General features: G+C 41.4%; 23 protein-coding genes. 8 read left to right on the forward strand and 15 right to left on the reverse strand.

The features are described 5' to 3' along the window. The first annotated feature begins 119 nt into the window (after positions 1 to 119). Complete coding sequence (locus MHM98_RS04280; RefSeq protein ID WP_239438018.1) at positions 120 to 1,037, forward strand: sensor domain-containing diguanylate cyclase; 918 nt, start codon at positions 120 to 122, stop codon at positions 1,035 to 1,037. Here MHM98_RS04280 and MHM98_RS04285 read toward each other — a convergent pair. Beyond that, positions 1,034 to 2,032, reverse strand: coding sequence for an AraC family transcriptional regulator ligand-binding domain-containing protein (locus MHM98_RS04285; RefSeq protein WP_239438019.1), 999 nt, complete (start codon positions 2,030 to 2,032; stop codon positions 1,034 to 1,036). The genes MHM98_RS04280 and MHM98_RS04285 overlap by 4 nt on opposite strands. 99 nt (positions 2,033 to 2,131) lie before the next feature. Between MHM98_RS04285 and MHM98_RS04290 the strand changes: the two genes are divergently transcribed. Continuing rightward, complete coding sequence (locus MHM98_RS04290) at positions 2,132 to 3,751, forward strand: GMC family oxidoreductase N-terminal domain-containing protein (protein ID WP_239438020.1); 1,620 nt, start codon at positions 2,132 to 2,134, stop codon at positions 3,749 to 3,751. On the opposite strand, the gene MHM98_RS04295 is transcribed toward MHM98_RS04290, so the two are convergent. From MHM98_RS04295 to MHM98_RS04335, 9 genes are all read right to left on the reverse strand, one after another. Continuing rightward, the gene (locus tag MHM98_RS04295) at positions 3,717 to 4,349 is read right to left on the reverse strand and encodes an alpha-ketoglutarate-dependent dioxygenase AlkB (RefSeq protein ID WP_239438021.1); all 633 of its coding nucleotides are present in this window, start codon (positions 4,347 to 4,349) and stop codon (positions 3,717 to 3,719) included. The genes MHM98_RS04290 and MHM98_RS04295 overlap by 35 nt on opposite strands. An 88-nt stretch (positions 4,350 to 4,437) precedes the next feature. Continuing rightward, positions 4,438 to 4,905 (reverse strand): bacterioferritin, encoded by a 468-nt coding sequence (gene bfr / locus MHM98_RS04300; protein ID WP_239438022.1) that lies wholly within the window; start codon positions 4,903 to 4,905, stop codon positions 4,438 to 4,440. 9 nt (positions 4,906 to 4,914) lie between these two features. After that, the gene (gene bfr / locus MHM98_RS04305) at positions 4,915 to 5,388 is read right to left on the reverse strand and encodes a bacterioferritin (RefSeq protein ID WP_239438023.1); all 474 of its coding nucleotides are present in this window, start codon (positions 5,386 to 5,388) and stop codon (positions 4,915 to 4,917) included. 570 nt (positions 5,389 to 5,958) lie between these two features. Beyond that, the gene (locus MHM98_RS04310; protein WP_239438024.1) at positions 5,959 to 6,165 is read right to left on the reverse strand and encodes a PspC domain-containing protein; all 207 of its coding nucleotides are present in this window, start codon (positions 6,163 to 6,165) and stop codon (positions 5,959 to 5,961) included. Between the two features lie 113 nt (positions 6,166 to 6,278). Then, positions 6,279 to 6,944: a phage shock protein PspA gene (gene pspA, locus MHM98_RS04315; protein WP_239438025.1), complete on the reverse strand. Its 666-nt coding sequence runs from the start codon at positions 6,942 to 6,944 to the stop codon at positions 6,279 to 6,281. 32 nt (positions 6,945 to 6,976) lie between these two features. Then, positions 6,977 to 7,276, reverse strand: a complete 300-nt coding sequence (locus tag MHM98_RS04320) for a hypothetical protein (protein ID WP_239438026.1) — start codon at positions 7,274 to 7,276, stop codon at positions 6,977 to 6,979. A gap of 296 nt (positions 7,277 to 7,572) precedes the next feature. Further along, the gene (locus tag MHM98_RS04325) at positions 7,573 to 8,010 is read right to left on the reverse strand and encodes an Hsp20 family protein (protein ID WP_239438027.1); all 438 of its coding nucleotides are present in this window, start codon (positions 8,008 to 8,010) and stop codon (positions 7,573 to 7,575) included. 218 nt (positions 8,011 to 8,228) lie between these two features. Beyond that, positions 8,229 to 8,627, reverse strand: a complete 399-nt coding sequence (locus tag MHM98_RS04330) for a MerR family DNA-binding protein (RefSeq protein WP_239438028.1) — start codon at positions 8,625 to 8,627, stop codon at positions 8,229 to 8,231. Between the two features lie 3 nt (positions 8,628 to 8,630). Next, positions 8,631 to 10,961 carry a heavy metal translocating P-type ATPase gene (locus MHM98_RS04335; RefSeq protein WP_239438029.1) on the reverse strand — a complete coding sequence of 777 codons (2,331 nt, stop codon included), beginning with the start codon at positions 10,959 to 10,961 and terminating at the stop codon, positions 8,631 to 8,633. A 163-nt stretch (positions 10,962 to 11,124) separates the two neighbouring features. Here MHM98_RS04335 and MHM98_RS04340 point away from each other — a divergent pair, with 163 nt between their 5' ends. Genes MHM98_RS04340 through MHM98_RS04350 form a run of 3 tightly spaced genes read left to right on the forward strand, consistent with a single transcriptional unit; the run spans position 11,125 to position 12,492 of the window. Next, on the forward strand, positions 11,125 to 11,736 hold the full coding sequence (locus MHM98_RS04340; protein WP_239438030.1) for a hypothetical protein: 612 nt from the start codon (positions 11,125 to 11,127) through the stop codon (positions 11,734 to 11,736). 52 nt (positions 11,737 to 11,788) lie between these two features. After that, a complete protein-coding gene (locus MHM98_RS04345; RefSeq protein ID WP_239438031.1) occupies positions 11,789 to 12,088 on the forward strand; it encodes a DUF1244 domain-containing protein in 300 nt (99 codons plus the stop codon). Further along, the gene (locus tag MHM98_RS04350; protein WP_239438032.1) at positions 12,088 to 12,492 is read left to right on the forward strand and encodes a SufE family protein; all 405 of its coding nucleotides are present in this window, start codon (positions 12,088 to 12,090) and stop codon (positions 12,490 to 12,492) included. The genes MHM98_RS04345 and MHM98_RS04350 overlap by 1 nt, the downstream gene beginning before the upstream one ends. Positions 12,493 to 12,508: 16 nt before the next feature. Here the strand turns inward: MHM98_RS04350 and tcdA are convergent, their stop codons facing one another. The 5 genes from tcdA to MHM98_RS04375 all read right to left on the reverse strand — a co-directional run bounded on the left by tcdA (position 12,509) and on the right by MHM98_RS04375 (position 17,061). Further along, the gene (gene tcdA / locus MHM98_RS04355) at positions 12,509 to 13,294 is read right to left on the reverse strand and encodes a tRNA cyclic N6-threonylcarbamoyladenosine(37) synthase TcdA (protein ID WP_239438033.1); all 786 of its coding nucleotides are present in this window, start codon (positions 13,292 to 13,294) and stop codon (positions 12,509 to 12,511) included. Between the two features lie 68 nt (positions 13,295 to 13,362). After that, on the reverse strand, positions 13,363 to 13,572 hold the full coding sequence (locus tag MHM98_RS04360) for a hypothetical protein (protein WP_239438034.1): 210 nt from the start codon (positions 13,570 to 13,572) through the stop codon (positions 13,363 to 13,365). Between the two features lie 2 nt (positions 13,573 to 13,574). Continuing rightward, on the reverse strand, positions 13,575 to 14,465 hold the full coding sequence (locus tag MHM98_RS04365; RefSeq protein ID WP_239438035.1) for an aspartoacylase: 891 nt from the start codon (positions 14,463 to 14,465) through the stop codon (positions 13,575 to 13,577). 143 nt (positions 14,466 to 14,608) lie between these two features. Continuing rightward, on the reverse strand, positions 14,609 to 16,594 hold the full coding sequence (locus tag MHM98_RS04370) for a hypothetical protein (RefSeq protein ID WP_239438036.1): 1,986 nt from the start codon (positions 16,592 to 16,594) through the stop codon (positions 14,609 to 14,611). 44 nt (positions 16,595 to 16,638) lie between these two features. Beyond that, positions 16,639 to 17,061, reverse strand: a complete 423-nt coding sequence (locus MHM98_RS04375; protein WP_239438037.1) for a hypothetical protein — start codon at positions 17,059 to 17,061, stop codon at positions 16,639 to 16,641. Positions 17,062 to 17,246: 185 nt separating this feature from the next. Between MHM98_RS04375 and MHM98_RS04380 the strand changes: the two genes are divergently transcribed. From MHM98_RS04380 to MHM98_RS04390, 3 genes are all read left to right on the forward strand, one after another. Further along, the gene (locus MHM98_RS04380; RefSeq protein WP_239438038.1) at positions 17,247 to 20,171 is read left to right on the forward strand and encodes a transporter substrate-binding domain-containing protein; all 2,925 of its coding nucleotides are present in this window, start codon (positions 17,247 to 17,249) and stop codon (positions 20,169 to 20,171) included. 10 nt (positions 20,172 to 20,181) lie between these two features. Next, positions 20,182 to 20,781, forward strand: a complete 600-nt coding sequence (locus tag MHM98_RS04385; RefSeq protein ID WP_239438039.1) for a HAMP domain-containing sensor histidine kinase — start codon at positions 20,182 to 20,184, stop codon at positions 20,779 to 20,781. Between the two features lie 338 nt (positions 20,782 to 21,119). Further along, the coding region (locus tag MHM98_RS04390; protein WP_239438040.1) for a cadherin repeat domain-containing protein at positions 21,120 to 23,159 on the forward strand (2,040 nt) is incomplete at its 3' end.

Below are 23,159 nucleotides of genomic sequence, written 5' to 3' on the forward strand. Positions count from 1 at the left end.
CCATACGCATCAATACAACGAAATAAGCAGGAAATAATAATTATTCTATAATTTAGTTGCAGGCGTAAGTTGCTTACTTTATAGTCTGCTCCCTCAACCTCAAAGAAGTATTTAGGATAATGAGTCAATTGGCGCCAAACATTCAACAATTGCTTGCTACATCGCTCGAAAGAACAAATGATTGCGTTGGTATTTTTGATGCTCAAGACACTCTAATTTACTGCAATGAAGCGATGGCATCGATGTATGCTCAGCCGCTTGATGCCGTAATAGGTCAGTCCTTTTCCAAACTCGTTGAATACTGTTATCTATACAATAAAGGGTTGGTTATCGAAGCAAACAGTATTCATGAATGGCTGGTATACGCCAACCAAAAACGCCGCCAAAGTCCCTTTCGCAACTTTGAAATCGATCTCCATGATGGCCGTTGGTTCTTAGCCACAGAGCGCGTTATCGATAACGACTTTATTTTCTTTTACGCCACCGATATAACCGAGAAGAAGCGCACCGAAAAGCAGCTTCAAGTAGCCTCACAAGAGCTCTTTAAGCTAGCAACAATAGACTCATTAACCGACTGCCATAATCGTCGCTATTTTTTAGAAATGGCCAATATTGAACTACAGCGTGGCGCAAGAGCAAATTCTGATTGTAGTATTTTGATGATTGATTTAGACAATTTTAAGTCCCTTAACGACAACTATGGTCACCAAGGCGGCGATATAACCTTGGCGCAAAGTGCAAAATCGATCAAAGAAAATCTGCGCCCCTACGATATTTTTGGTCGCATTGGTGGTGAAGAGTTTGCCGTATTGCTGCCCAATACTAGTTTGGACACAGCAAAAGATATCGGTGAGCGCATCCGCCAAACACTAGAAGCACTAACCATCAGCTATCTTACTCATCAAATCAACATCACGACTTCTGTTGGCGTTGCCAACAGCGCAAATAGTGAACTTTCGCTTGAGCAATTAATGTCATTTGCCGATAAAAACCTCTATCGCGCCAAGCACAGCGGCCGCAATAAAGTTATCGCCTAGGTACATTTTCTAATAGTGCGAGGCGATGTTTTAAACCAGCGCTGGCAAGCCGCAGTAAATGTCGCTTGCTCTTGATAACCCAAAAGCTCAGAAATATGCGAAAACCTTAATTGGGTTTGTGTTAAGTAATGCCACGCCAATTTTGACCTAACCTTATTCTTGAGCTTGATAAAGCTGGTATTCTCACGTTGTAACAAGCGATGCAATTGTCTTGTATGAAGGCCGAGTATGTGAGCAACATTATCATTAGTACACTGCTCAATTGCCAACAATGGCTTGACGATTAATTCCACCTTATCGCATAACGTAAGCGAGTGTTCACCTTGTGATTGCAAATAGCCTAGAGATTGCTGCAGTTGATTTGATTGCTTGGTCTTGATGGGTAAGTTGAGATCTGACTTACAAATGACGATGCCAGAAAAATTGCGATAACCGGTCACCTCGGCTGAAAAATGTTTGGCATATGCATAATTATTGGTGGCAATTTTACTGGGTAAATATACCCGTAACGGCGACCAACTTTCCACCGTTAACTCTCGAACGATAGCCACCATCAATCCGATACTCAGCTCACTCACCTGACTAATATCTGGTAGTGGATCGAGCGCAATTTCAAACGACAATAAGACTTCATCAGAATCCGCAACGGTAGTTTGCGCAATAGCGATTGCAGGACAATGAACATGCAAAAATTTCGTGACCCAACTTAGTACTTGCGCCAAGGTAGTTCCTGATTGAGCCACCAGCGCTATCGGCCCTAAAATATCAAAGTGCTGACGCGCCGCTAGTCGTAAACCAAAATCAAAGCAGTCGAGCGATTGCGCACAGCTATTTAACAATTCGATATAATCGCGATATTGCATAAATTGGCTATCTAGCTGCTGAAAATCGACCTCGATATTAGACTGTGCCAACAATGAGCGCGGACAACCACCTAACTCAGCAATCAGCTGATTGATTCCCAGTAACGATGTCGCTCTAATATAATCGCTCAATTGATTATCCCCAGTTCAATTGCTATGTCTAAAAATATCAAGTCTTAAACATTTCTTCTATGCATGATAATAATTCTATTGATGAAAAGTTATTGAGTTATGAGTGAGAAATTCGATTACGTTATCGTTGGCGCGGGCAGTGCTGGTTGTGTTTTAGCGGCGCGCCTTAGCGAAGATAAAAACGTTTCTGTTTGCCTAATTGAAGCTGGCGGCAATGACAACAGCGCCTTTGTGCAAATGCCTGCTGGCGTTGCTGCAAGTGTGCCTTATGGGATAAACAGTTGGCATTATCAGACGGTGCCACAAGCCAATCTCAATAACCGCTGTGGTTTTGTACCGCGTGGTAAAGTATTAGGTGGCAGTAGCTCAATTAACGCGATGGTTTATATTCGCGGTAACCGTTGGGATTTCGATAACTGGGCGGCGCAAGGCAACCACGGTTGGGATTACTACTCACTACTTCCCTATTTCATTAAAGCAGAAACCAATCACTCTATTAACAACGAATTTCATGGCAGTAACGGCCCTTTACAAGTCAATGAACTTCAAACGCCAAGTCCAGTAAATCAGTATTTCTTAAAAGGCTGCGCCGAACAGGGCATTGCGTTAAATAGTGATATTAACGGCGTAAATCAAGAAGGCGCGCGATTGTCGCAAGTTACCCAACACAACGGCGAGCGATGCAGTGCAGCTAAAGCTTATTTAACGCCGAACTTATCGCGTCCCAATCTAACGGTGATGACCAAAGTTCAAGTCGAAAAACTTATCGTCACTGATAACACGGTGACAGCGCTGAGAGTTAACCACAAAAATCGCAGGCGCATTATTAACGCGAGCAAAGAAGTAATCGTAAGCGCAGGTGCAATTAACTCACCACAGTTATTAATGCTGTCAGGCATTGGCGATAAAGATGCCTTAAAGAAGCTCGGTATAGAACCAACGCTGCATTTACCCGGCGTCGGTCAAAACCTGCAAGATCATTTGACAGTGGTGCCACTTTATCGCGCGAAAACTAGCGCAGGCACTTTCGGAATTAGCCTGCCTGGTGCTATGCAAATGACTACGCAAACCTATCAGTGGTTTAAAAACAGAACAGGCGATTTAACCAGTAATTTCGCTGAGTCCCACGCTTTTTTCAGCATTGATAACGATGCGCCTGCCCCTGAAATTCAAATGGAGTTTGTTATCGGTTTAGTCGACGATCACAGTCGTAAATTACACTGGGGACACGGTTATAGCGTGCACGCAAGTTTAATGCGTCCGAAAAGCCGCGGCAGCGTCACGCTTAAGGACAACAATCCAAAATCAGCACCGCTTATTGATCCTAACTATCTCGATCACCCCGATGATCTAACCACTTTGTTGGCCGGCCTAAAACAAACCTTATCAGTGCTTGAAAGCAGCGCTTTTAACGAGATAAAGGGTGAGATGATTTATCCACTCGATAAAAACAACGATGAGCAACTTATCGAGTTTATCCGCAGCACCGCAGATACCGAATATCACCCAGTGGGCACCTGCAAAATGGGCAGCAAAGACGACGAACTGAGCGTGGTTGATAGCGAGTTAAAAGTACACGGCTTAGCAAACTTACGAGTTGTGGACGCGTCGATTATGCCAACCATCATCACAGGCAATACCAACGCCAGCGTCATTGCTATCGCCGAAAAAGCGGCGGATTTAATCAAGCTGGAAAGAAGCCAACCAGCTGACCAGTAATGGTTCTGAAGGTAAGATTGATGCGCGGTGTCGTCACCGATTTAGTTGGCGGCAAGCGATGAAGCCAGTGCGTTTGGGTGACACCTTTCATCATTAACAAACTGCCGTGCTGGAGAAACTGTGACACGGTTTCTTGGGTTTGTTTATGTTTAAAGGAAAATTTGCGCTCGGCGCCAAAGCTCATGGATGCAATAGCGCCATTTTTCTTGAGATCTTTTTCGCCATCACTGTGCCACGCCATGCCCTCACTCCCGTTGTGATAGAGGTTAAGCAGACAGGCATTGTAGGTTTCGTTGGATTCACGCTCTGCAATGCTTTTTAGCTCCCACAGTAGCGGCGAGAAAGGCTGAGCAATCTTGGTGTTATTGGAATAAGTATAGTGAAATGGCTGCTCTGCCATCCATGCAATTTTACGCGCCGTTTCTATGGTTTTTCCGAACATCGACGCGCGATCTGGTTGCCAATCAATTTCAGTGAGTAGTTGCTGATAATAATCATCGGCGCTAGCTTGTGACATTACCGGGCCATAATAATGCACAGTACCATCGCGGTGGAGCAAATTGGCAGGCTCGGCAGAGTCACTAAAAAGATCGAACATTACTTTTCGTCAGTCACAAAAAAACATGGCTTCATTTTACCTATCACAGTAAAAATTCACCATGTTTTCATTAGCAATTGTTGCTTAGTTACATCATCGATTGTAAGTAGTTTGGCAGGCCAATTTTATCAATTAGGCGTAATTGCTGCTCTAGCCAATAAATATGATCTTGCTCGGTGTCTTCTAACAGTGGCATCAACACGTTACGCGTTTGAAAATCTTGCTTTTGTTCACACAGTGCAACTACCTTACGTAAATCTTCTTGCACGCGGTATTCTACATCGAGATCATTTTGCAGCATTTCTGGCACAGTTTTACCAATGGCTAGTGCATCGCGCTTGCTTGCATCAGGATGACCTTCTAGGAATAGAATGCGTTCGATAAGCGCTTCTGCGTGTTGTTTTTCATCTTCAAATTCATGAGCAATGCGCGCATGAAGCTTGCTTAAATCCCAATCTTCGTACATTTTTGCATGGACTAAGTATTGATCCATAGCCGTTAACTCGTGAGTTAACAAACGGTTTAAGCTGTCAATAATCTCTTGATCGCCTTTCATGATAATCTCCTATTCACTATCAATCATCGATTGCTGATAGTTTTCAATGCCAATATTTTCGATTAAAGACAACTGCGCCTCTAACCAATCAATGTAGTCTTGTTCGTAATCTAAAATTTCCACCAGCAAATCGCGACTGACATAATCGCCAGCGTCTTCGCATTTCTGAATAACTTCGGTGAGTAATTCGTTTTGATCCATTTGCACGCTGAGATCACATTCGAGCATCTCTAACGTGTGTTCGCCAATTTTTAAACGACCAAGCTGTTGTAGATTCGGTAAGCCTTCGAGCAACAAAATACGCTCAATAAGCTTATCACTTTGCTTCATGTCTTTAATCGACTTTTTGTAGGCTTTGCTGTTTAGTGCTTCGAGTCCCCAGTTCTTAAAGATCCGTGCGTGAAGAAAAAACTGATTTATAGAAGTTAGCTCTGCGGTTAACACCCGATTGAGCTGATTAACGATATCGTTTTGCGGTTTCATGACTTTCTCCAATACGCCAATAAATGACTGTCTATTTATTATGCGCACACAAAACAGCAAAAATCAAAATTTTCTTTAAAATCAACACCTTAAAAACAAAAGTAAATCACATTGATTCTCACCTTCACAGCTATTAATGTTTTTTGAACAAATCGCTACACGGTTTTTATCACTTTAGATAGAGGCACTTAGGGAGGATAGTCCCAGCTCTTTGCTTTTGCCTATAGGGAAGTAGGTACTTAGACTCTTTCTAAAAAGAAGTGTCTGGAACATATTTTCTGCCATGGCACCGCTGGATTGCCTACACGGACGTAGGTACATAGATTTTCAGGAGTATAGAATCTTGACCGCTCATCCTGAGCATCCCAGCTCCCTGCCATCCATGGCACCGCTGGATACCGCTCATCCTGAGCATCCCAGCTCCCTGCCATCCATGGCACCGCTGGATACCGCTCATCCTGAGCATCCCTGCTCCTTGCCATCCATGGCACCGCTGGATACCGCTCATCCTGAGCATAAAAAAGCCCCGAAATTCGGGGCTTTATGAGTGAGAGCTAACTTTAATTTTGCTTATGCTGTGACTTGTTGTCTGGTGGGGAGTAATACCGCCGCTGTTGCATAAATGGTTAAAGTAATAATTGGGGCAAATAATAAACCGATGACTGTGGTAACTCTTACCCCCATTCGGCTGTAGCCAAAGGCATTAGCGATACCTGCGCAAACTCCAAATAACTTGCTATGCTTTTTGTCTACAGTAATACGATGCCAAATACTCATAATATGCTCCTAAGAAATCTCGTTATTAATGGCGGATAAGATGCCAGCGCTGATCATGACGCCAACCACTGGCAAGAGATATATCCATAAAACAGCGCTAGACCCAAACATGATTAAGACGCCATTTTTTGTTTCAGTTGCGCAAGCTCATTATCGATAGACTCTTCGCGCTCCATTTGCTTAAACTGCGCTTCGACCGATTGTGCGTCTTTGCCGCCTAGCTCGTAGCTTTCTACTTCAGATTCCAGGGCTTCGATTTTCTTTTCAAAGTGTTCGAAGCGGATCAAAGCGTCTTCGACTTTATTGCTATTAAGCTGCTTTTTCACTTTCAAGCGAGTTTGCGCTTGTTGTTTACGTGCTAGTAATGATTGCTGTCTGGTACGCGCTTCAACCATTTTTTGCTCTAGTCGCGATGCATCTGCATCTGTTGTCGCGAGCGCTTCGTTGTAACGAACTAACTCTTCTTCAAGTGCGTTAACTTGCTCTGCAGATTGTTGCTTTTGCACTAGAGCACTGCGTGCTAAGTCTTCGCGTCCTTTGCTAAGTGCAAGTTCTGCTTTCGCAGCCCAATCTGTTACATTGTTTTTTGCTTTTGCTAAGCTGGCTTCAAGTGTTTTGCGCTCTGCAATATGTTTTGCTGCATTGGCACGAAGCTCTACCAAGGTCTCTTCCATTTCTTGAATAAGCAGTCTGACTAATTTCTTTGGATCTTCTGCTTTGTCTAACATGGTGTTGATGTTTGCGTTAATGATGTCGCTAAATCTGCTAAAAATACCCATAATAATTCTCCACTAGATTAAAAAATAATTCGTTACTTAGATGATTCGTCTTTAGTTTCAGTTTTCGCCACTGTCACTTTAACCTTTGTCTTTGGTGCATTTTCTTCAACACCTAGATTGATTAGCGACTGCTGGATGCTTTGCTCGATATCCCAGCCGACTTGAGTAACGACTTCGCTAACTTGATGAGAGATAACGTTACCCAATGACGCCATTAGATGTTGCTTAGCTTTATCTGATAATTCTGCCGCACCAGCGCTGCTTCCTAAACCAGCGATAACTAATGTTGATGCTAGAGCGATGTTGCGTAATGTGTTATTTAACTTAGCCATGATGGACTCCGTGTTTTAAGGTAATTAATGATTGGCGCTTATTGTGCCGTTTCTTGATTAGCTTATTGCAGACGGTGTGCCAAAGTTTAAATACTATTTAATTACAGTAACTTATGAACATTTGAGACGTTATGGAATTTTAAACAGATAACCAAGCAAGGCTATAAAAACCACAAAGTGGTATTTTTAACCAATTTAAAGTTAAACAAAAATCAAACAGTTTATTTTGAAAGGGGTATAAAAAAAGAACGGCCATTGGCCGTTCTTTAGTGAGAGCGATAAAGAGAGAGGGAGTTTTATTTTTCCAGTTGCTTATTGCCAGAGATGGCAATCGAGCGCGGCTTCATAGCCTCTGGAACTTCTCTTTTTAAATCAATATGTAATAAACCATTATTTAAGTCAGCAGCCTGCACAGTTACGTAATCCGCTAACTGGTATTTGCGTTCAAAGCCACGCTCTGCGATGCCTTGATACAAGAATTTACTCTCTGATTCTTTTTGAGGTTGCTTAGTGCCTTTCACAAATAATGTGTTGTGATGGCTAGTAATTTCTAATTCAGATTGGTCAAAACCCGCAACAGCTAATGTAATGCGATATTCATCTTCAGAAAACTGTTCGATGTTATATGGAGGGTAACCTTGGTTGTTGCTTTTATTGCCTGTTTCGATCATTGAAGCTAGGCGATCAAAACCAATGGCGCTGCGGTATAGTGGTGATAAGTCGATAGTACGCATAATATATTCTCCTAAGAAGCAATATGGTAGCTCTGTGCCGATGTCTACTTTTTATCGGTGGCTACAGTTGTAAATGGCCAGCTTGTGCTGCACCCGAATGCCAAAACTTGGCGTTGTATTAACATCACTGAGTGACTGTTAATGTCGCAGTGGAACTCTTTCCTGCTGCTAATTAATAGATAAGGACGGTACTTTTTATTTCAAGGGCATTGAGTAAATTATTTACAACTTTTTGATAATCCATCGAGAATTGCACATTCTTTGCTGTCGTCTCCAGCACAAGAATCATGAAGCGATTCAAGCTGTTGCAATACATTGTTGAGAGATTCAATCTTTGATTTTAAGTGGGTAATTTTTTCGTGAGTCATCGCCTTCACATCACGGCTTACCCGATTTTCATTATTAAAAAGCGCTAATAAGTCTCGCGTTTCTCCGATGCTAAAGCCAGCATTGCGAGCGCCTTGAATGAGTTTGAGTTGCTCTATATTGCGCTGATTAAACTGGCGATAGCCGTTATTTGCTCGGCTAAGCGTACCCAACAATCCAATATCGTCGTAATAGCGAATTGTCTTTACCGGCATGGATAACAACATGCCCACTTCTGTGATTGTTTTCATGGCCTATGATTTCCCTGAATATTTTAGGCGCAGCGCATTGGTTAATACAGTAACACTCGACAGAGCCATCGCAAGCCCTGCCAACTGAGGTGACAAATATCCCATTGCAGCCGCAGGAATAGCAACCGTATTAAATGCAAAGGCTAAAAATAGGTTTTGCTTTACTGTGCGCCAAGTCGCTTTGGCGATGTTAATTGCCTTAGCCACCAACAATGGGCTATCTTGCATTAACGTGATTTGCGCGCTTGTTATCGCCACCTGCGTGCCACCGCCCATCGCAATGCCTAAATCAGCCTGCGCTAACGCTGGCGCGTCATTTATGCCATCGCCAACCATCGCTATTTTATGGCCACTGTTTTGTATTTGCTGCAGGTAACTCAATTTTTGCTCCGGCGTTTGCTGTCCTAACCAATTTTTCATATTGAGCTGACTTGCTACTGTTTGCGCCGTGTTTTCGTTATCGCCGCTAAGTAAGGTAGTCTCAATACTCATTTGATTGAGAGCATTTATCGCTTGCGCACTATCGCCTCTAACGACATCTTCTAATTCAAATTGTGCGATGATTTGACTCGAGCTAGCAAACAACACTTCGCTAGCATTAATAGCAAAAAGGGAGTTTACAGTATTGCCATGCTCGGTAAGTAACTGACGATTGCCGAGGAAAAACTGTTGCTGATCAATCTCTGCAACTAAACCTTTACCTGCAATGGTTTTAAAATCAGTAGCCTGTGCGGTGTTAACATTTGTTAGCCATTGAGCTTGTAAAATAGCTTGCGCCAATGGATGTTCACTGTGTTCAAGCAGTGCTTTTAGCTCACTATCATATCGCTGATCACTAAAGTAATTCTCAGCTTTTAAAGACGGTTTACCTTGAGTCAGCGTACCGGTTTTATCAAAGGCAATGTGCTTGATGTCTCCAGCGATTTGTAGTGCCTTAGGGTCACGGATAACGATGCCCTGCTTCGCCGCGCGACCAGAGCCAACCACAATCGCCGCTGGCGTAGCCAAGCCCAATGCACAAGGACAAGCAACCACCAATACGGCAACACTATTAATTAGGGCAATTTCAAAACTAGCACCTAGTGCAAGCCAAATGATAAAGGTAATAGCAGAAATAAGTAATACGGCTGGCACAAACCAGGCAGCAACTTTATCGACTAGCGCTTCAATGGGGGCTTTGGTTTGTTGCGCTTGCTCCACCATAGCGATAATTTGACCAAGGTTACTATCGGCTCCCTTCGCAGTGACCGAAAACTCAATCACCTCTCCCTGATTTACCGCGCCGGCATAGACTTTGTCGCCTGTGTTTTTGACAACTGGCAATGATTCACCAGAGATAAATGCTTCGTTGAATTCACTGCTGCCCTTAGTGACTACGCCATCTAATGGCACTTTGGCGCCTGCCATGACTCTGACAACATCACCTATATTTACAGCGCTACTTTCTCGAGTGGTAATACCGTTATCAGTCACAACATTGGCTTGCTGTGGTTGCAGTGCAAGTAAGGATGCCATGGCATCACCAGCGGATCTTTTAGCGCGCTCTTCCAGCCATTTACCAATTGAGATAAAGGTAATAATGACAGCGGCCGATTCAAAATAAAGCTGCCCTTCTCGGCCGTGAATAAATAACAAATAGCAACTATAAAAATATGCTGCGCTTGTGCCGAGCGTCACTAAAGTGTCCATGTTTGCACTTTTGTTTTTTAAGCTTTGCCACGCACCGCGGTAAAATGGCGCGCCAATGACAAATTGCACTATTGATCCCAATGCAAATTCAAGCCAGCCGGGCAGTATGATTTTCTGCCCCCACAACATAGCCATCATCGGTGCCAACAATGGCAAGGTCAGCAATATACTCAGCGGCAACTGCCATGGGAATTGGTTTGAATGATTTTCTAAGCTGTGACGTTGTTTAAGCTGTGCTTGATAGCCTTGCTGTTTTAATAATTCAATGATGTCACTCTGAGTTAACAGGTCGGGATTGCGCTCGACAGTGAGTTGATTTAGCGTGCTATTAACACTCACTTCACCAATACCAACAATTGCCTCTAGCTTTTGTTTTGTTTTATTCGCACAGCCGCCACAGCGCCAACCTTCAATATCATAAGTCTCTTGCACATAATGCAAATGATATCCCGCAGAGCGAATAGCCTTTATCACGTCTTCTAGCTGACTTTCTGGACACTCGAATGTCGCCTTTTCATTAGCAAAGCTCACTTGTGCATCGACCTTATCTAATGCGTTTAACTTTTTAGTAAGACCCAGCGCGCAGTTATTACAACGCAAGCCTGAAACGGTGAGTTGATAGGATTGAGTAACGGCAGATGACATAAAAGCAACCTTAAATATGTGATGGTATTTACAGCCTAAAGATTCCAGTAACTGGAAGGTAAAGCATAACCTGCTTTTATTCTGTAAACATCTGATATTTGAAAATAATTGTCGCCATTGCTACAGTGATAATTCAATTGTTTTTCAGGCGCATGGAGCCACTATGTTTATTTTAATGGGGGAAGCCGAAAAGGTTGAACCAGTTAAGCAAGGGAGTTTTGATTGTCCTAATTGTCAGGCAAGTCAGCAGTATGCTCATCATCAATCAACCGCTTATTTTACAGTTTTTGGTATTAAAGTCGCCAAACTCAACCCGTTAGAGAATTTTGTGATGTGTTGTGGTTGCCGTTCGTGTTTTGATCCACAAATCCTGCAGTCTCCTGAAAATTTCAGTACAGCAATAGATCAGCTATTACTCTTTCGCGTGCTAAATTACCTACTTAGTGGCTACGGCGATACCATCCATTCCCGCTCGCGGTTGCAAAGTCTTTATCAAGAATTTACCGGCGTTGAAAAATCCAATATCGATATTGATGAAGAGCAGGCGCTCATTAATAGTGGCTGCGCACCAACATTACCCTTTCTTACCACGCATAAATACTTACTTAGTTTAGAGAAAAAGCATCAAATAGTGATTGCGGCTTATAGTTTTGCCAGTGGCTCTTGTTTAATGGAACACCATGATCGAGTGCGTATTAATACCATAGGATCCTCCCTCGATCTCAGCCTGCCAGAAATTGAGTACCTGATCGTCAATAGCCATGGCGGCGAATAGTACTCCTTGCTAAAATGCTGCTTCATTTTGCACAGAATATAGAACATAAGACATGAACCAATTAGATCAAGCAACACAAGACGCCTTAGATGCAGCGACTTTTCGCCGTTTATTAAAACACCTAGACGACAACAAAGACGTTCAAAATATCGATTTAATGATTTTGGCGGACTTTTGCCGTAACTGTCTTGGTAAATGGTATAAAACAGTTGCGGATGAGCAAGGTGTAGACGTGAGTGATGAAGAGGCGCGTGAACGCGTTTACGGCATGCCATATAGCGAGTGGAAAGCCAATCACCAATTGCCAGCCACCCAAGCACAACTTGATGCTTTTAACGCTAAGAAAAAATAATGAGCTTTACCCCGCAACAACAGCAACTTGTTGAGCAATTTGCCGCATTAAAAAGCTGGGAAGATAAATATCGTCATATATTGCGCTTAGGAAAAACACTACCAGCGATGGATGATGCACTAAAAGTCGATGAGGTGTTACTCAATGGCTGTGAGAGCAATGTGTGGTTTTATGGTCAAATCGAAGGCGATGAGCTGACATTAACAATATATAGCAACGCAAAGATAGTCCGTGGTCTTATTGCCATTATTTGCCAATCGTTCGGCGGCGTGCCGCCTAGCCAATTAAAATCATTCAATTGCGTAGTATTCCTGGAATCTTTGGGATTAATGTCCCACCTAAGTCCTTCTCGCGGTAATGGCATCAGAGCTATTATCGAGAAAATTCAAGACTTAGCGAATTAACTCTTAATGACAGTATCTAAGCAGTTACTGTCGTTAATTTCTTAATCACCCGCGCCACAGCAACGAAACCAAAACTTGCTGTAACAACAGTCGCTGCGCCAAAACCACTAGCACAATCCATTTTCATTGGCCCATCAGCTTGCGATTTTTGAGTACACACGCTGCCATCACTCTTTGGGTAAACCAAATGCTCGGTCGAATATACACATTCAACTTGAAAGCGACGCTTGGGATTTTTAGAGAAATTGTGAAAACGACGTAATTCACCACGTACTTTTGCCGCGAGAGGGTCTTGCACAGTTTTGGCAAGATCAGTCACTTGTACTTGTGTTGGATCTTGCTGACCGCCAGCACCGCCTACTGTGATAATCTTGATCTTGTTGCGCTTACAATAAGCAATCAATGCCACTTTCGCTTTAATGCTATCAATGGCATCGATCACATAATCCATGTCTTTGGTGATTAATTCAGACAGGTTATCAGCATCGACAAACTCTTCGACGACATTAATTTTACACTCGGGATTAATACCGCGAATTCGCTCAGCCATTACTTCGACTTTTGCTTGGCCTACGGTATCGGACAATGCGTGAATTTGGCGATTGATATTAGTGGTGCAAATATCATCTAAATCGATTAGTGTTATTTCACCAACACCGCTGCGCGCTAAGGCTTCTGCCGCCCAAGAGCCAACGCCACCAATACCAACAACACAAACGTGGGACGCTTTTAATTTAGCTACAGCCTCATGACCATAAAGACGTTTGGTACCGCCAAATCGTAAATCGTATTGCTCTGACATAATCGCATTTCAACATCGCTAAAAAATAATGCGCGATTATCCGTGTTTTAGTGAAAGTTGGCTAGTACTTAGCTCTCAGAACTCGATTGTTTTTGCGACCACTGAATAAATTTAATCACCGGATAAGGTGAAATCATCACCCCGCCAATACCCAATGCGCTACTAGCCGCCACCATGCCGCCGACGGTTTGTGTTGTATCTGTCATTAATAACAGATAAAGCCCAACACCAATCAGTGCTAGGCCAGCGAGGTGTAAATAAAAGAATAAACGTAACATACTTAATCGCTGTAGGTGTGAAGCGTTATTTTCTCAAGTAATGACATCGCAAGGTTATTGTCGTAATACGCTGCTTCATTAATAAATGAACCGTATAGCGTTTTTTCACCTTCATAACAAATAACTTCACCATCAAAAGTAGTGAAGAGCGGCTGTCCCGTCTTAATTTCAGTAAAGTCTTTGTCTTGAATATCTTTGTGGATCATACCATTGCGACTACCGTCTTCATTGAGAGGGAGCGTAATGGATTCAATAAAGCGATAAGCAGATACGGTCTCTGGCAGTTGTGGCACTTGATTGTTGTTATATAACTCAATGAAATCCAAAATATGCATGGTCATTTCTTCACTTTGCTCAAACACATCTTGTCGTAAAACCGATTGTGGCACAGGGCCGACTTCAACCATCACACTGTCCATCGCGATACTAGACAGAAAATGATGCTCGCTATTCGCCTTGTGGTCCTCATCGCAAGAGACGATTACCTGTGGCATTTTTTGCGTTACATAGGCTGCAAGTTGATTGTAAAAAGTACCCTTTTTAGTGAGTAGTAAGGTTGGCCCCATGTTAGAGGTTGTGGTGTGTAAATCGATAATAAAATCAACACGAGGATTGCCCTTCGGACCTAATAGTTCGTTGATTTCTTTAGCACGGACTTGCTCTTTGCTATTGAGTGAATCGTCTTCTAATTGGGCTTGTTCGAAACAGCGATTTAAGTCGTGGTCAACATAGCGCTTATTTTCGCTGTAGGCATTTGGGTTGGCAAAAAGCGTTTCAGTGCTAAAACTAGAGCGCTCAATTAACGACAGTTCACGCTGCCATTTTTTTAGTAAATAAATCCCTGTAAATTCATTGCCGTGGGTACCGCCAACAATCGCCAACTTAGATATCACTACACTACCTCAATCTCAAAATTAATGTAGCACTATCCTACTGCAAATTTTTAATGCTGACTGTTATTTTTTGTCATACTTTAGATAAAAAAACCGCAGCTAATTTCTTAACTGCGGTTTTAGTCTAGATTTTAAAAGTGTTGTTACTTGTAACGACGCGTTAAATCTAGTTCTACTGGGCGCTCAACCTTGACACCTTTACCAGCGGCATAAGCTTTTTGAGGTAAAGGACCAGTCTTGCTTTCGCTCAGATCTAGTACATCAAACCAACTTAAACCAGGCTTAAGCGTACGTGGTGCAGGAAGTGCAGCATAGATGGCATCACTATCAAGTTCAGGAAAGATTAAATCAAACACGTATTTCGAACGCGGCATAACCGCAGGATCAGTAATACGACCACGTTGGCCCCAACTTAGAATATAAGATAGTGATGAGTCAGTTTGATGGCGCGGACTGGTTACCGCTTCATCACGCTCAATACCGTAACGAGCACTCATCATTGCAGCATCAAATAACGTAGCGACATCTTCTTGGATACTGCTATAAGCGTATTCCGTTGGAGCATTATCGTGACTGAAAAATCCTGCAACATCATCAGGAGTATAAGCCTTTTGAGCGTCAGTTGGCGCAGCACCTCGGAAGTTAACCTGACCTAATGCAGCCATTTCTGCACTACTCTTAGGGTGAGCAGCTGTTAACTTATCCGCAATCGTTTGGCCTGAGCGCTTTTGAAAAGCGTTATATATACTCGTTCCTTCTACTGAATCTAATGTTGAAGACGGGAAAGTATCGTTAGCATGTGCTAATTCGTGATATAGCAAAGAACCTAAATCTGGTACTAAATCTTCAACTGTACGAGAAAAACGGTACTCTCTTGGGTAATAGCTACTCGCATAATCATTATCCTTAACATAGCGCCAAGGCATTACATACTTAAGCTCCTGACCAAAAGAGCTACGGTAGTCTGGGGCGACATCGATAACATCTCGTTGCTCTGGGGTAAGCCATAAATCTTCAGGATCAAGGTGAATGGCGCCCGTAGCTACCCAGTAATATGATGGACGAATATCATAAGAGATAACTACAGCACTAACGGAGCGAAGCAATTTCTTAAAATCGCCATGCGGGTCTTGTTCTGTTAAGAATTTACGGAAGTTTTCCGCCATCCAAGGATGCGATGTAATCACACGTGACATAATATCGTCAACTGTAGGATTGGGATGATCTTGACCAATTAAATTTATACTAGTTAAAGAGCAAGGTGTTGCAAAGTAGTTTGAATAAATACAATTTTTTAAACCACTTTCCATCGGTACATTTGTAACTGCAGGGTTTATCTTTGCAACAACAGTGTCATAAATTGAACTGGCAGGAATAGCTTCTATATCTTGAATCAATAAATGAACATTATCTGAAACAACATGACCATCTGGATGAGTTGCTTTTACAGAAAAAGTTGCAATAGTATCTTCTTTAACACCGGGCGCTCTAAATATTGTTGTATATGGGTTAGTGTTTTTATCGTCAAAAATTACAGTAGGACCTGCAGTTTGCTCCCAACTGACATTAGTAAACTCAGCAGCAATTTGATTACCAGATGTAGGACTAGTCACGGTAACAATCTTACCATCCCCGTCAATAGGAGCAGATAGTTTAAAAGAAACTTTATTACCTTCGCGAGACGCAAAGTCACGACGAGCATTCAAAACATTTGCTTTGGTCGTCGTCGTAAAACTAACAGTTTCACTAAGCTTCTTGCCATCTACTGTTGTAAAGTCAACCTTAAACTCATAATCACCAGCTTTCTCAACATCAAAAGCTAATACAGCAGAATTAGCCGCGACTAATTTTAACGCATCACCTTTCGTTTGAGTCCACATTATTTCAGCTAAATCTGACCGCTCGCCATCCACAGTCGCGATTAACGCCACTGATTCACCAACAGCTGGAGTTAAATCGCCAGAAATCTTAATCGAAGCACTTGCCGTAGGGGTTGGTGCAGGCGTCGGGCTAGGAGCAGGTGCGGGAGTTGGTGCTGGCGAAGGAGTAGAGCTACCGCCTCCACCGCCACAGCCAACGAGAACTGCGGAAATTGCAGAAGCCAATATAAGTTTCTTGCTTGTTATCATTATCAATCCTTTTTCATTACAAGATGATTACATTTTGTAACATATTAATTCATTATGTAAGTTAATGACACCCCTGAATTGATTATGTTTGTCAATGCAACGATAAGCCATAACGGCTTGAATACCTTACGAATTGGCTGATAAAAAGGAAGTAAATAAGACTTGAATTCGGGGTTGTGAGTTTTCTTTGCTAACGAAATTGTTAATAACGTGACTATCATCACAAGCCAAACTTCGATAGAGAGTATTCCTGCCACGACTGTATAGTACAACGCTAAAGTTTCAGGTGGTTGTATACCATCTTTAAATAACGGTACACAGCACAATAAATAGAGCCAAGATAAAACAATAAATGAAATTACTATTGGCTTAACGTAACGCCCATTTTTTTCTGCCAAGAGCACACTAGTTAGCGATATTGCTCCCCATCCTAAATTAATTAGAATAAATATTTCAAAGTAAGACATTAACAACTCCTAAACTGGCTATTTTTAGCCACATCGTAAACAGGGTTAAGGCCCTGTATTCACATATAAAAAATGAGCGAATAATATCATTAAGAGTTCTTGTTGCGGTATTAGGAAATCAAAATTTGCTTATTCAGTATGTCCACCTAACCTTAAACATAGGATTAAGCTTATAAGGTTGTCTTTTGCGTTACTTTCTTGCCATACTTTTTTTACTATTATGCGTTGTTAGCAATAGTTCATTTGCAACGATAAAAATAGGTACCCTTACCGACTTTCCGCCTTATGTTGTCTATAAGAAGAATGCAACGCCTCAAGGACTATTTATTGATTATTGGCAGCTACTTGCCAAAAAAAGCGGCTTAAAAATTGAGTTCATTCCTATGGAATTTAAAGAGATGTTAGCGCAAGTAGAAAACAGCTCAATCGATGTACCCTTGGCCTATTTTCGCTTTAAGCATATGGAATCTACACTCAATTACATTACACCTTTGGCGCCTGTCGTTAACGACATTTATATTAAGAAAAATTCTTCGCTTGAGAACTTGTCCACCGAATCCCTAGATACCCTGACAATCGCTGTATTAGAAAACTCAATGTATTTCAAATTTATAACAACAAAATATCCAACGGTATCTCCGATCACTTTTAATACCGTTTCACAAATGCATGCCCTTCTTAAAAAAAACAATGTCGATGGCTTTATCGGCGAGCGGCAAGCCTCATGGCAGTATTTAACAACAACGAATCAACTACATAACTATACGCAATTTTCACTTCCCACATTTGCTAATGCTTTCTATTTGGTCGCACCGGTAGACAATGTCATTTTGAGCGAGAAAATAAAGCATGCGAGTTCATTAATTTCGAAAGAAGAATTAGAGGGATTGAAACAGAAATGGCTTATCGACGAGACTGTTATTCCAATTAATTTCCAGCGAAGTGCTGTTAATAATAGTGCAATTAATGCTGTGCCAGATAAGGCAAATGAAACTGCTCTCTCAACATTAGCATCACCGCCTTTAAATAAAATTAGAGTTAACTTATTTGACCACCTTCCACCCTATGTAATAGAGAATGATCTTACCAAAGGCATGCTCGATGACTTGGTGACTATGGTTTTTTCAAACGCTGGTATTACAACTCATCCAATCAAATATTCTAGATTTCGAGAGCTCAATTCAAAACTACAGACAAACAACAACATCGATGTCAGTTTAATGACAAATACACGTAACACTCGTTATTTCTATTCTGATCCTCTACTGAGTATTAACAATGTTGTATTAGCGAGGAAAAACTTATCCCAGTCAATTGACAATATTAATGACTTAAAACGATTCAATGTTATTGGATTCAAAGGAGCAAATAGGGCTTTAGGTAGCCCATTTAAATACAGTCTATCAATGCTCAGCGATTCTAAATCTAGCTATCGAGAGCTCAACAGTAAACTACAAGTACAAGCCCTCACAGAAGAGGCTGTTGACGCGATCATTATCGACAAAAATATTGCAATTTGGGAGCTTGCAAAATTAGAACAATTTGGCATGGCAGATTTCCAGATTTACGATATTTTTCCTCGAGCTTCTAAGCTTTATCTTGCCTTTAGAGAGTCTGCATTAGCGGAGCGTTTTAACGAAAAACTCAGGGAATTGAAACGCAGCGGCACCTATAAAAAATTAATTGAAGATTACCTAACTAATAGGGCTTTTTTAAAAGCGGAGACTTCTCAAAAACTGGGACAAATTCTAGGCGAGCTAATTGACACTAATCAACAAATTCTGCTTAGCGAAAACTTAGATGCCTTAAAAAGCTCGTCGTTTATAAAAAATATTGAAATTAGCCGTGTTCCCGATCAGTTCACGCCCTTTAAGCTAGAGATTTCACAGTATACAAAAGATTCAAAAACACTCTATTTGAACGTGACTTATAACGATGATGTTTTAGATCGAGAATTCAATGAACTTAGCCACGGAATCGAAATTAATTCATTGCAATTACTCAACAACTTTCCTCATTATCAACAATTATTCGATCTAGGAGAGTTTTCAGACTCGCCGTTATCATTGACGCCAAAAGAGCTGGCCTTTATTCGCAACAATTCTACTCTTAACTATGCAGAAGTAGATTGGCCACCGTTAATTCTAATAGAAAACAACGAAATGATAGGTCCTATAGCCGAATATCTAACGCTCATTACTCAATTATCTGGGCTCAAATTCAAGTTAATTTCAGCTCGCGACTGGGAGGATGTTAAAGCTCAGTTTGCAGCAGGTGATACAGCATTAATTCCATCGGTGGACAGTGCTATTCCACCACACAAAGTATCAATCCCCTATACAGAATTTAACTACGCCATCCTCACTAAAAAAGAGCATAGATATTACAATACAATGGAAGAACTACGCGGTAAAACAGTTGTTGTTGTCGGCTCAAGTTCACCAATTGTCGAGCAAGTTAAAAAGCAATATCCTTCTATAGAAATTCTCACAAGTGATACTACTCACGGCGCGATCACTAAAGTCCGTACTGAAGAAGCTGATGCGTACTTAGGACACATCATAACGGCGATGGATCACGTGCAAAATAAATTCCCAGATCTAAAAATAGCTGGTATTACAGATTTCAAATATAGCCATCGTTTTCTAATTCAAAAAAGTTTACCCGAATTACTCTCAATTATTAATAAATCCATTGCCGCAATTAGCTTCCAACAACATCAAGCGATTCGAGATAAATGGCTAAAAGTGGACGTTTCAGCTCAGGTAGACTACAGCGTTGTGTATCAAATAATTGTGGTATTCATCTCAGTTTTCATCGCTGTTCTCTACTTTATAAAAACATTACTTAAAGCCAATAAAAGTGCGGCCATTGCCAATGCTAAATTAACCACAACAATCGATGAGTTAACTCAGACTCAAACAGAATTAAACGGCACCATATCTCACCTGCAATCAGCACAAAAACAGCTCATTGCAGCTGAAAAAATGGCTAGTCTGGGTAGTTTAGTGGCAGGAATAGCTCATGAGATAAATACGCCGGTTGGCATTGGTCTTATGGGCATCTCGCACTTTCAATCCATAACAACCGAGCTTACTGAAAAAATATAACCAACAAAAGATGAAAAAATCTGATTTTGATAACTATTTAGAAACCTCAAATCAAGCGGCAGCGCTTATTAGAAATAACCTTGAACGCACTGCAGAGTTAGTACGTAGTTTCAAACAAATATCTGTAGATCAAAGTAGCGATGAACAGCGTACCTTCAACGTCAATGAATACATCCATCAAACACTAACCAGTATTCACAATGCCATTAAACAAACGGATATTGAAATAAAAATCAATTGTGATGCGGATCTGGTACTTTCGAGCTACCCAGGCGCGCTCTCGCAAATAATTACCAATCTAGTTTTAAATGCCTCTATCCATGCATTTGATAATGCGCAAAATTTCAAGCAAATAGAGATCACTGCATATCGAGAGACCGACATGCTAAATATGACTGTTACCGACAATGGAAAAGGAATTTTGCCACAAGTTAAACAAAAAATATTCGATCCATTCTTCACCACTAACAGAGACAATGGCGGAAGTGGCCTAGGTCTGAACATCGTTTTTAATATCGTTACTTCACAACTTAAGGGTGAAATAAAATGCGATAGCGAGCTTGGACATGGCGCGAAATTTTCAATTAAGTTTCCGTTCAACGTCAATTAAACAATGATTTCAATCACGCGTTTCACACCTCCTTATTCATGGTCAAAACACGACCGTTCCCATCGCCTTTCAACATCTATCAAAAATGATCTAGATCATTAATTTAAATAGAGAAAATGTAACCTATTTTCTTCTAATTTAATTGCGTCGTTTTTACTACGAATTTATGCCTATTCATTTGATTTTCAACCCACAAATATCGTATAGTTGACGTTAATTTAGGCAAAATGTATTAGATTTAAAAGTTTGCCTTAGTCGTTACCAAATAAAGCATTAATAATCAACGACTTGAATTACGTTAATAATATTAAGTAGTAAGAACAAATAAAGGTTTATTCATGAATACACTAGTAACCACTCAAAATGCGCAAATAAAAGCCATCATTGGAGAGGTCAAGCTGTTAAAAAATAATCTAACTTCTGAGCTTAAAGTTGGTAGCGAAATTGTTGCTGGCGATAACTTATTACTTAGTGAAAATGCTCAAGTGACAGTGCAGTATTCAGACGGACGTATTGAAGTTATTTTTGGTTCTGATGGCACACAATTTGTGGATGAGGCGCAGCAACAATCCATTCCAGAAGCAATTGCAGTGGCTGATGAAGATGCGCTTCCAGATGAAATTGAAGATGTTATTAATGGCGTAGATGATGAAATATCTGCTATTCAGTCACAAATTGAAGGGAATGGTGAACTAGACTTACCTGATACGGCTGCTGGTACAGCATCAGCGGGTGGTGGTATAAGCTTTTCAAGTTTAGACAGAAATAATGATGAAACTCTCGCTAACACAGCATTTCAGAGTGAAGCTTTCACACCAGCGCAAGCGTCAATAGAAACCCCTGAAATAATTAATCAAGAAATTATCATCGTTTCAACTCTTGATGCCGAATTAACCATAGATAGCCTCTCTCAAACTGCGCAAATTACCGGCTCAACTACTGGTGTACTACCAAACTCTCCCGTTTCAATCACACTAACAGATAGCCAAGGTAATCAACTTACCGTTAATAATGTTACTATCTCTCAAGACGGCAGTTTTAACGCAGACAACATTGATATTTCCACATTAAGTGACGGTCAAATCAGCGCTACCGTTAACGTTACCGATGTTAACAATCAATCAGTCCAAGATTTAAGTGGCGATGAATTAGACACGACAGCCCCATTGGCGCCAACTGTTACGCTAAATGAAACAAATGATGACGGTTTTATAAACTTACAAGAAAAAGATGCAGGCATTGACGCAACAGTTACGCTTAATGATCCGAACCTCAATGTCGGCGACGTTGTAGAAATAGTCGTAACTATTGGTAACAACTCTACTACATCTAATATTCAGGTAACTCAAGCTATTATCGATAATCCGACTATCAGTGTTTCTATTGATAATACTCTTCTAGTAGATGATGCAGCCGTAAATGTCACTGCAACAGCTATCGACGATAAAGGAAACCGTTCAAATACAGGACAAGACGAAGCCGTTGTTGATATTAATGTACCAGGTGGCGACAAAGACCAAAATAATCAGAGTGCAGATGCACCTACAGTCAGCATCAATGAACAAGTCGAAGACAACGTCATCGATAATACAGAGTCCTCAAATCTTACCGCTCGAATCAACCTTCCACAGGTTGGTATCGAAGCAGGCGATAGCCTAATTGTAACTATAAACGGAACTGAACAACCACCAATTACAATCACTCAAGAGCTCATTGATAACGGCTTTACAAATATTGTCGTTCCGCCAAGCGAAATCACTAACGGTCAAAATCTACAGGTAACTGCGAAAGTAACAGATCCTGCGGGTAATAGTTCAAGTGAAGGTACAGATAGCGCCTTAGTAGACTTATCGGCACCAAATAGCAATTTAGGCCCAGTTACTGATATCGAAGAAGCGAACAATACAGTATCTGAAAACGCTTCAATCGGTGATAGTACCGGCGTTCACGCCGATGCAACAGATCCTGATGGCGATGATGTGTCTTACACATTAAGTGATGACGCTGATGGTCGATTCACCATCGACCCAACAACCGGTGAAATTACCGTAGCAAAAGAGCTTGATTTTGATAATGGCGATGGTGGTAACCATGTTGTTACCGTAGTTGCTACCTCAACCGATGGCTCGACTAGCACTCAGAACTTCACTATCGATGTCACCAACGCCGATGGCACCACGCCAGGTCAAGGCGATACCGATAACCCAATCGGTCCAGTCACCGATATCGATAACACCGCAAATACAGTGTCTGAAAACGCAGCCATTGGTGATAGCACTGGCGTTCATGCCGATGCCACAGATCCGGATGGCGATAACGTGAGCTACACGCTAAGCGACAACGCTGGCGGCCGTTTTGCCATTGATGCGACTACGGGT

Source organism: Psychrobium sp. MM17-31 (assembly GCF_022347785.1).
In the GTDB taxonomy this organism is placed as follows: Bacteria; Pseudomonadota; Gammaproteobacteria; order Enterobacterales; family Psychrobiaceae; genus Psychrobium.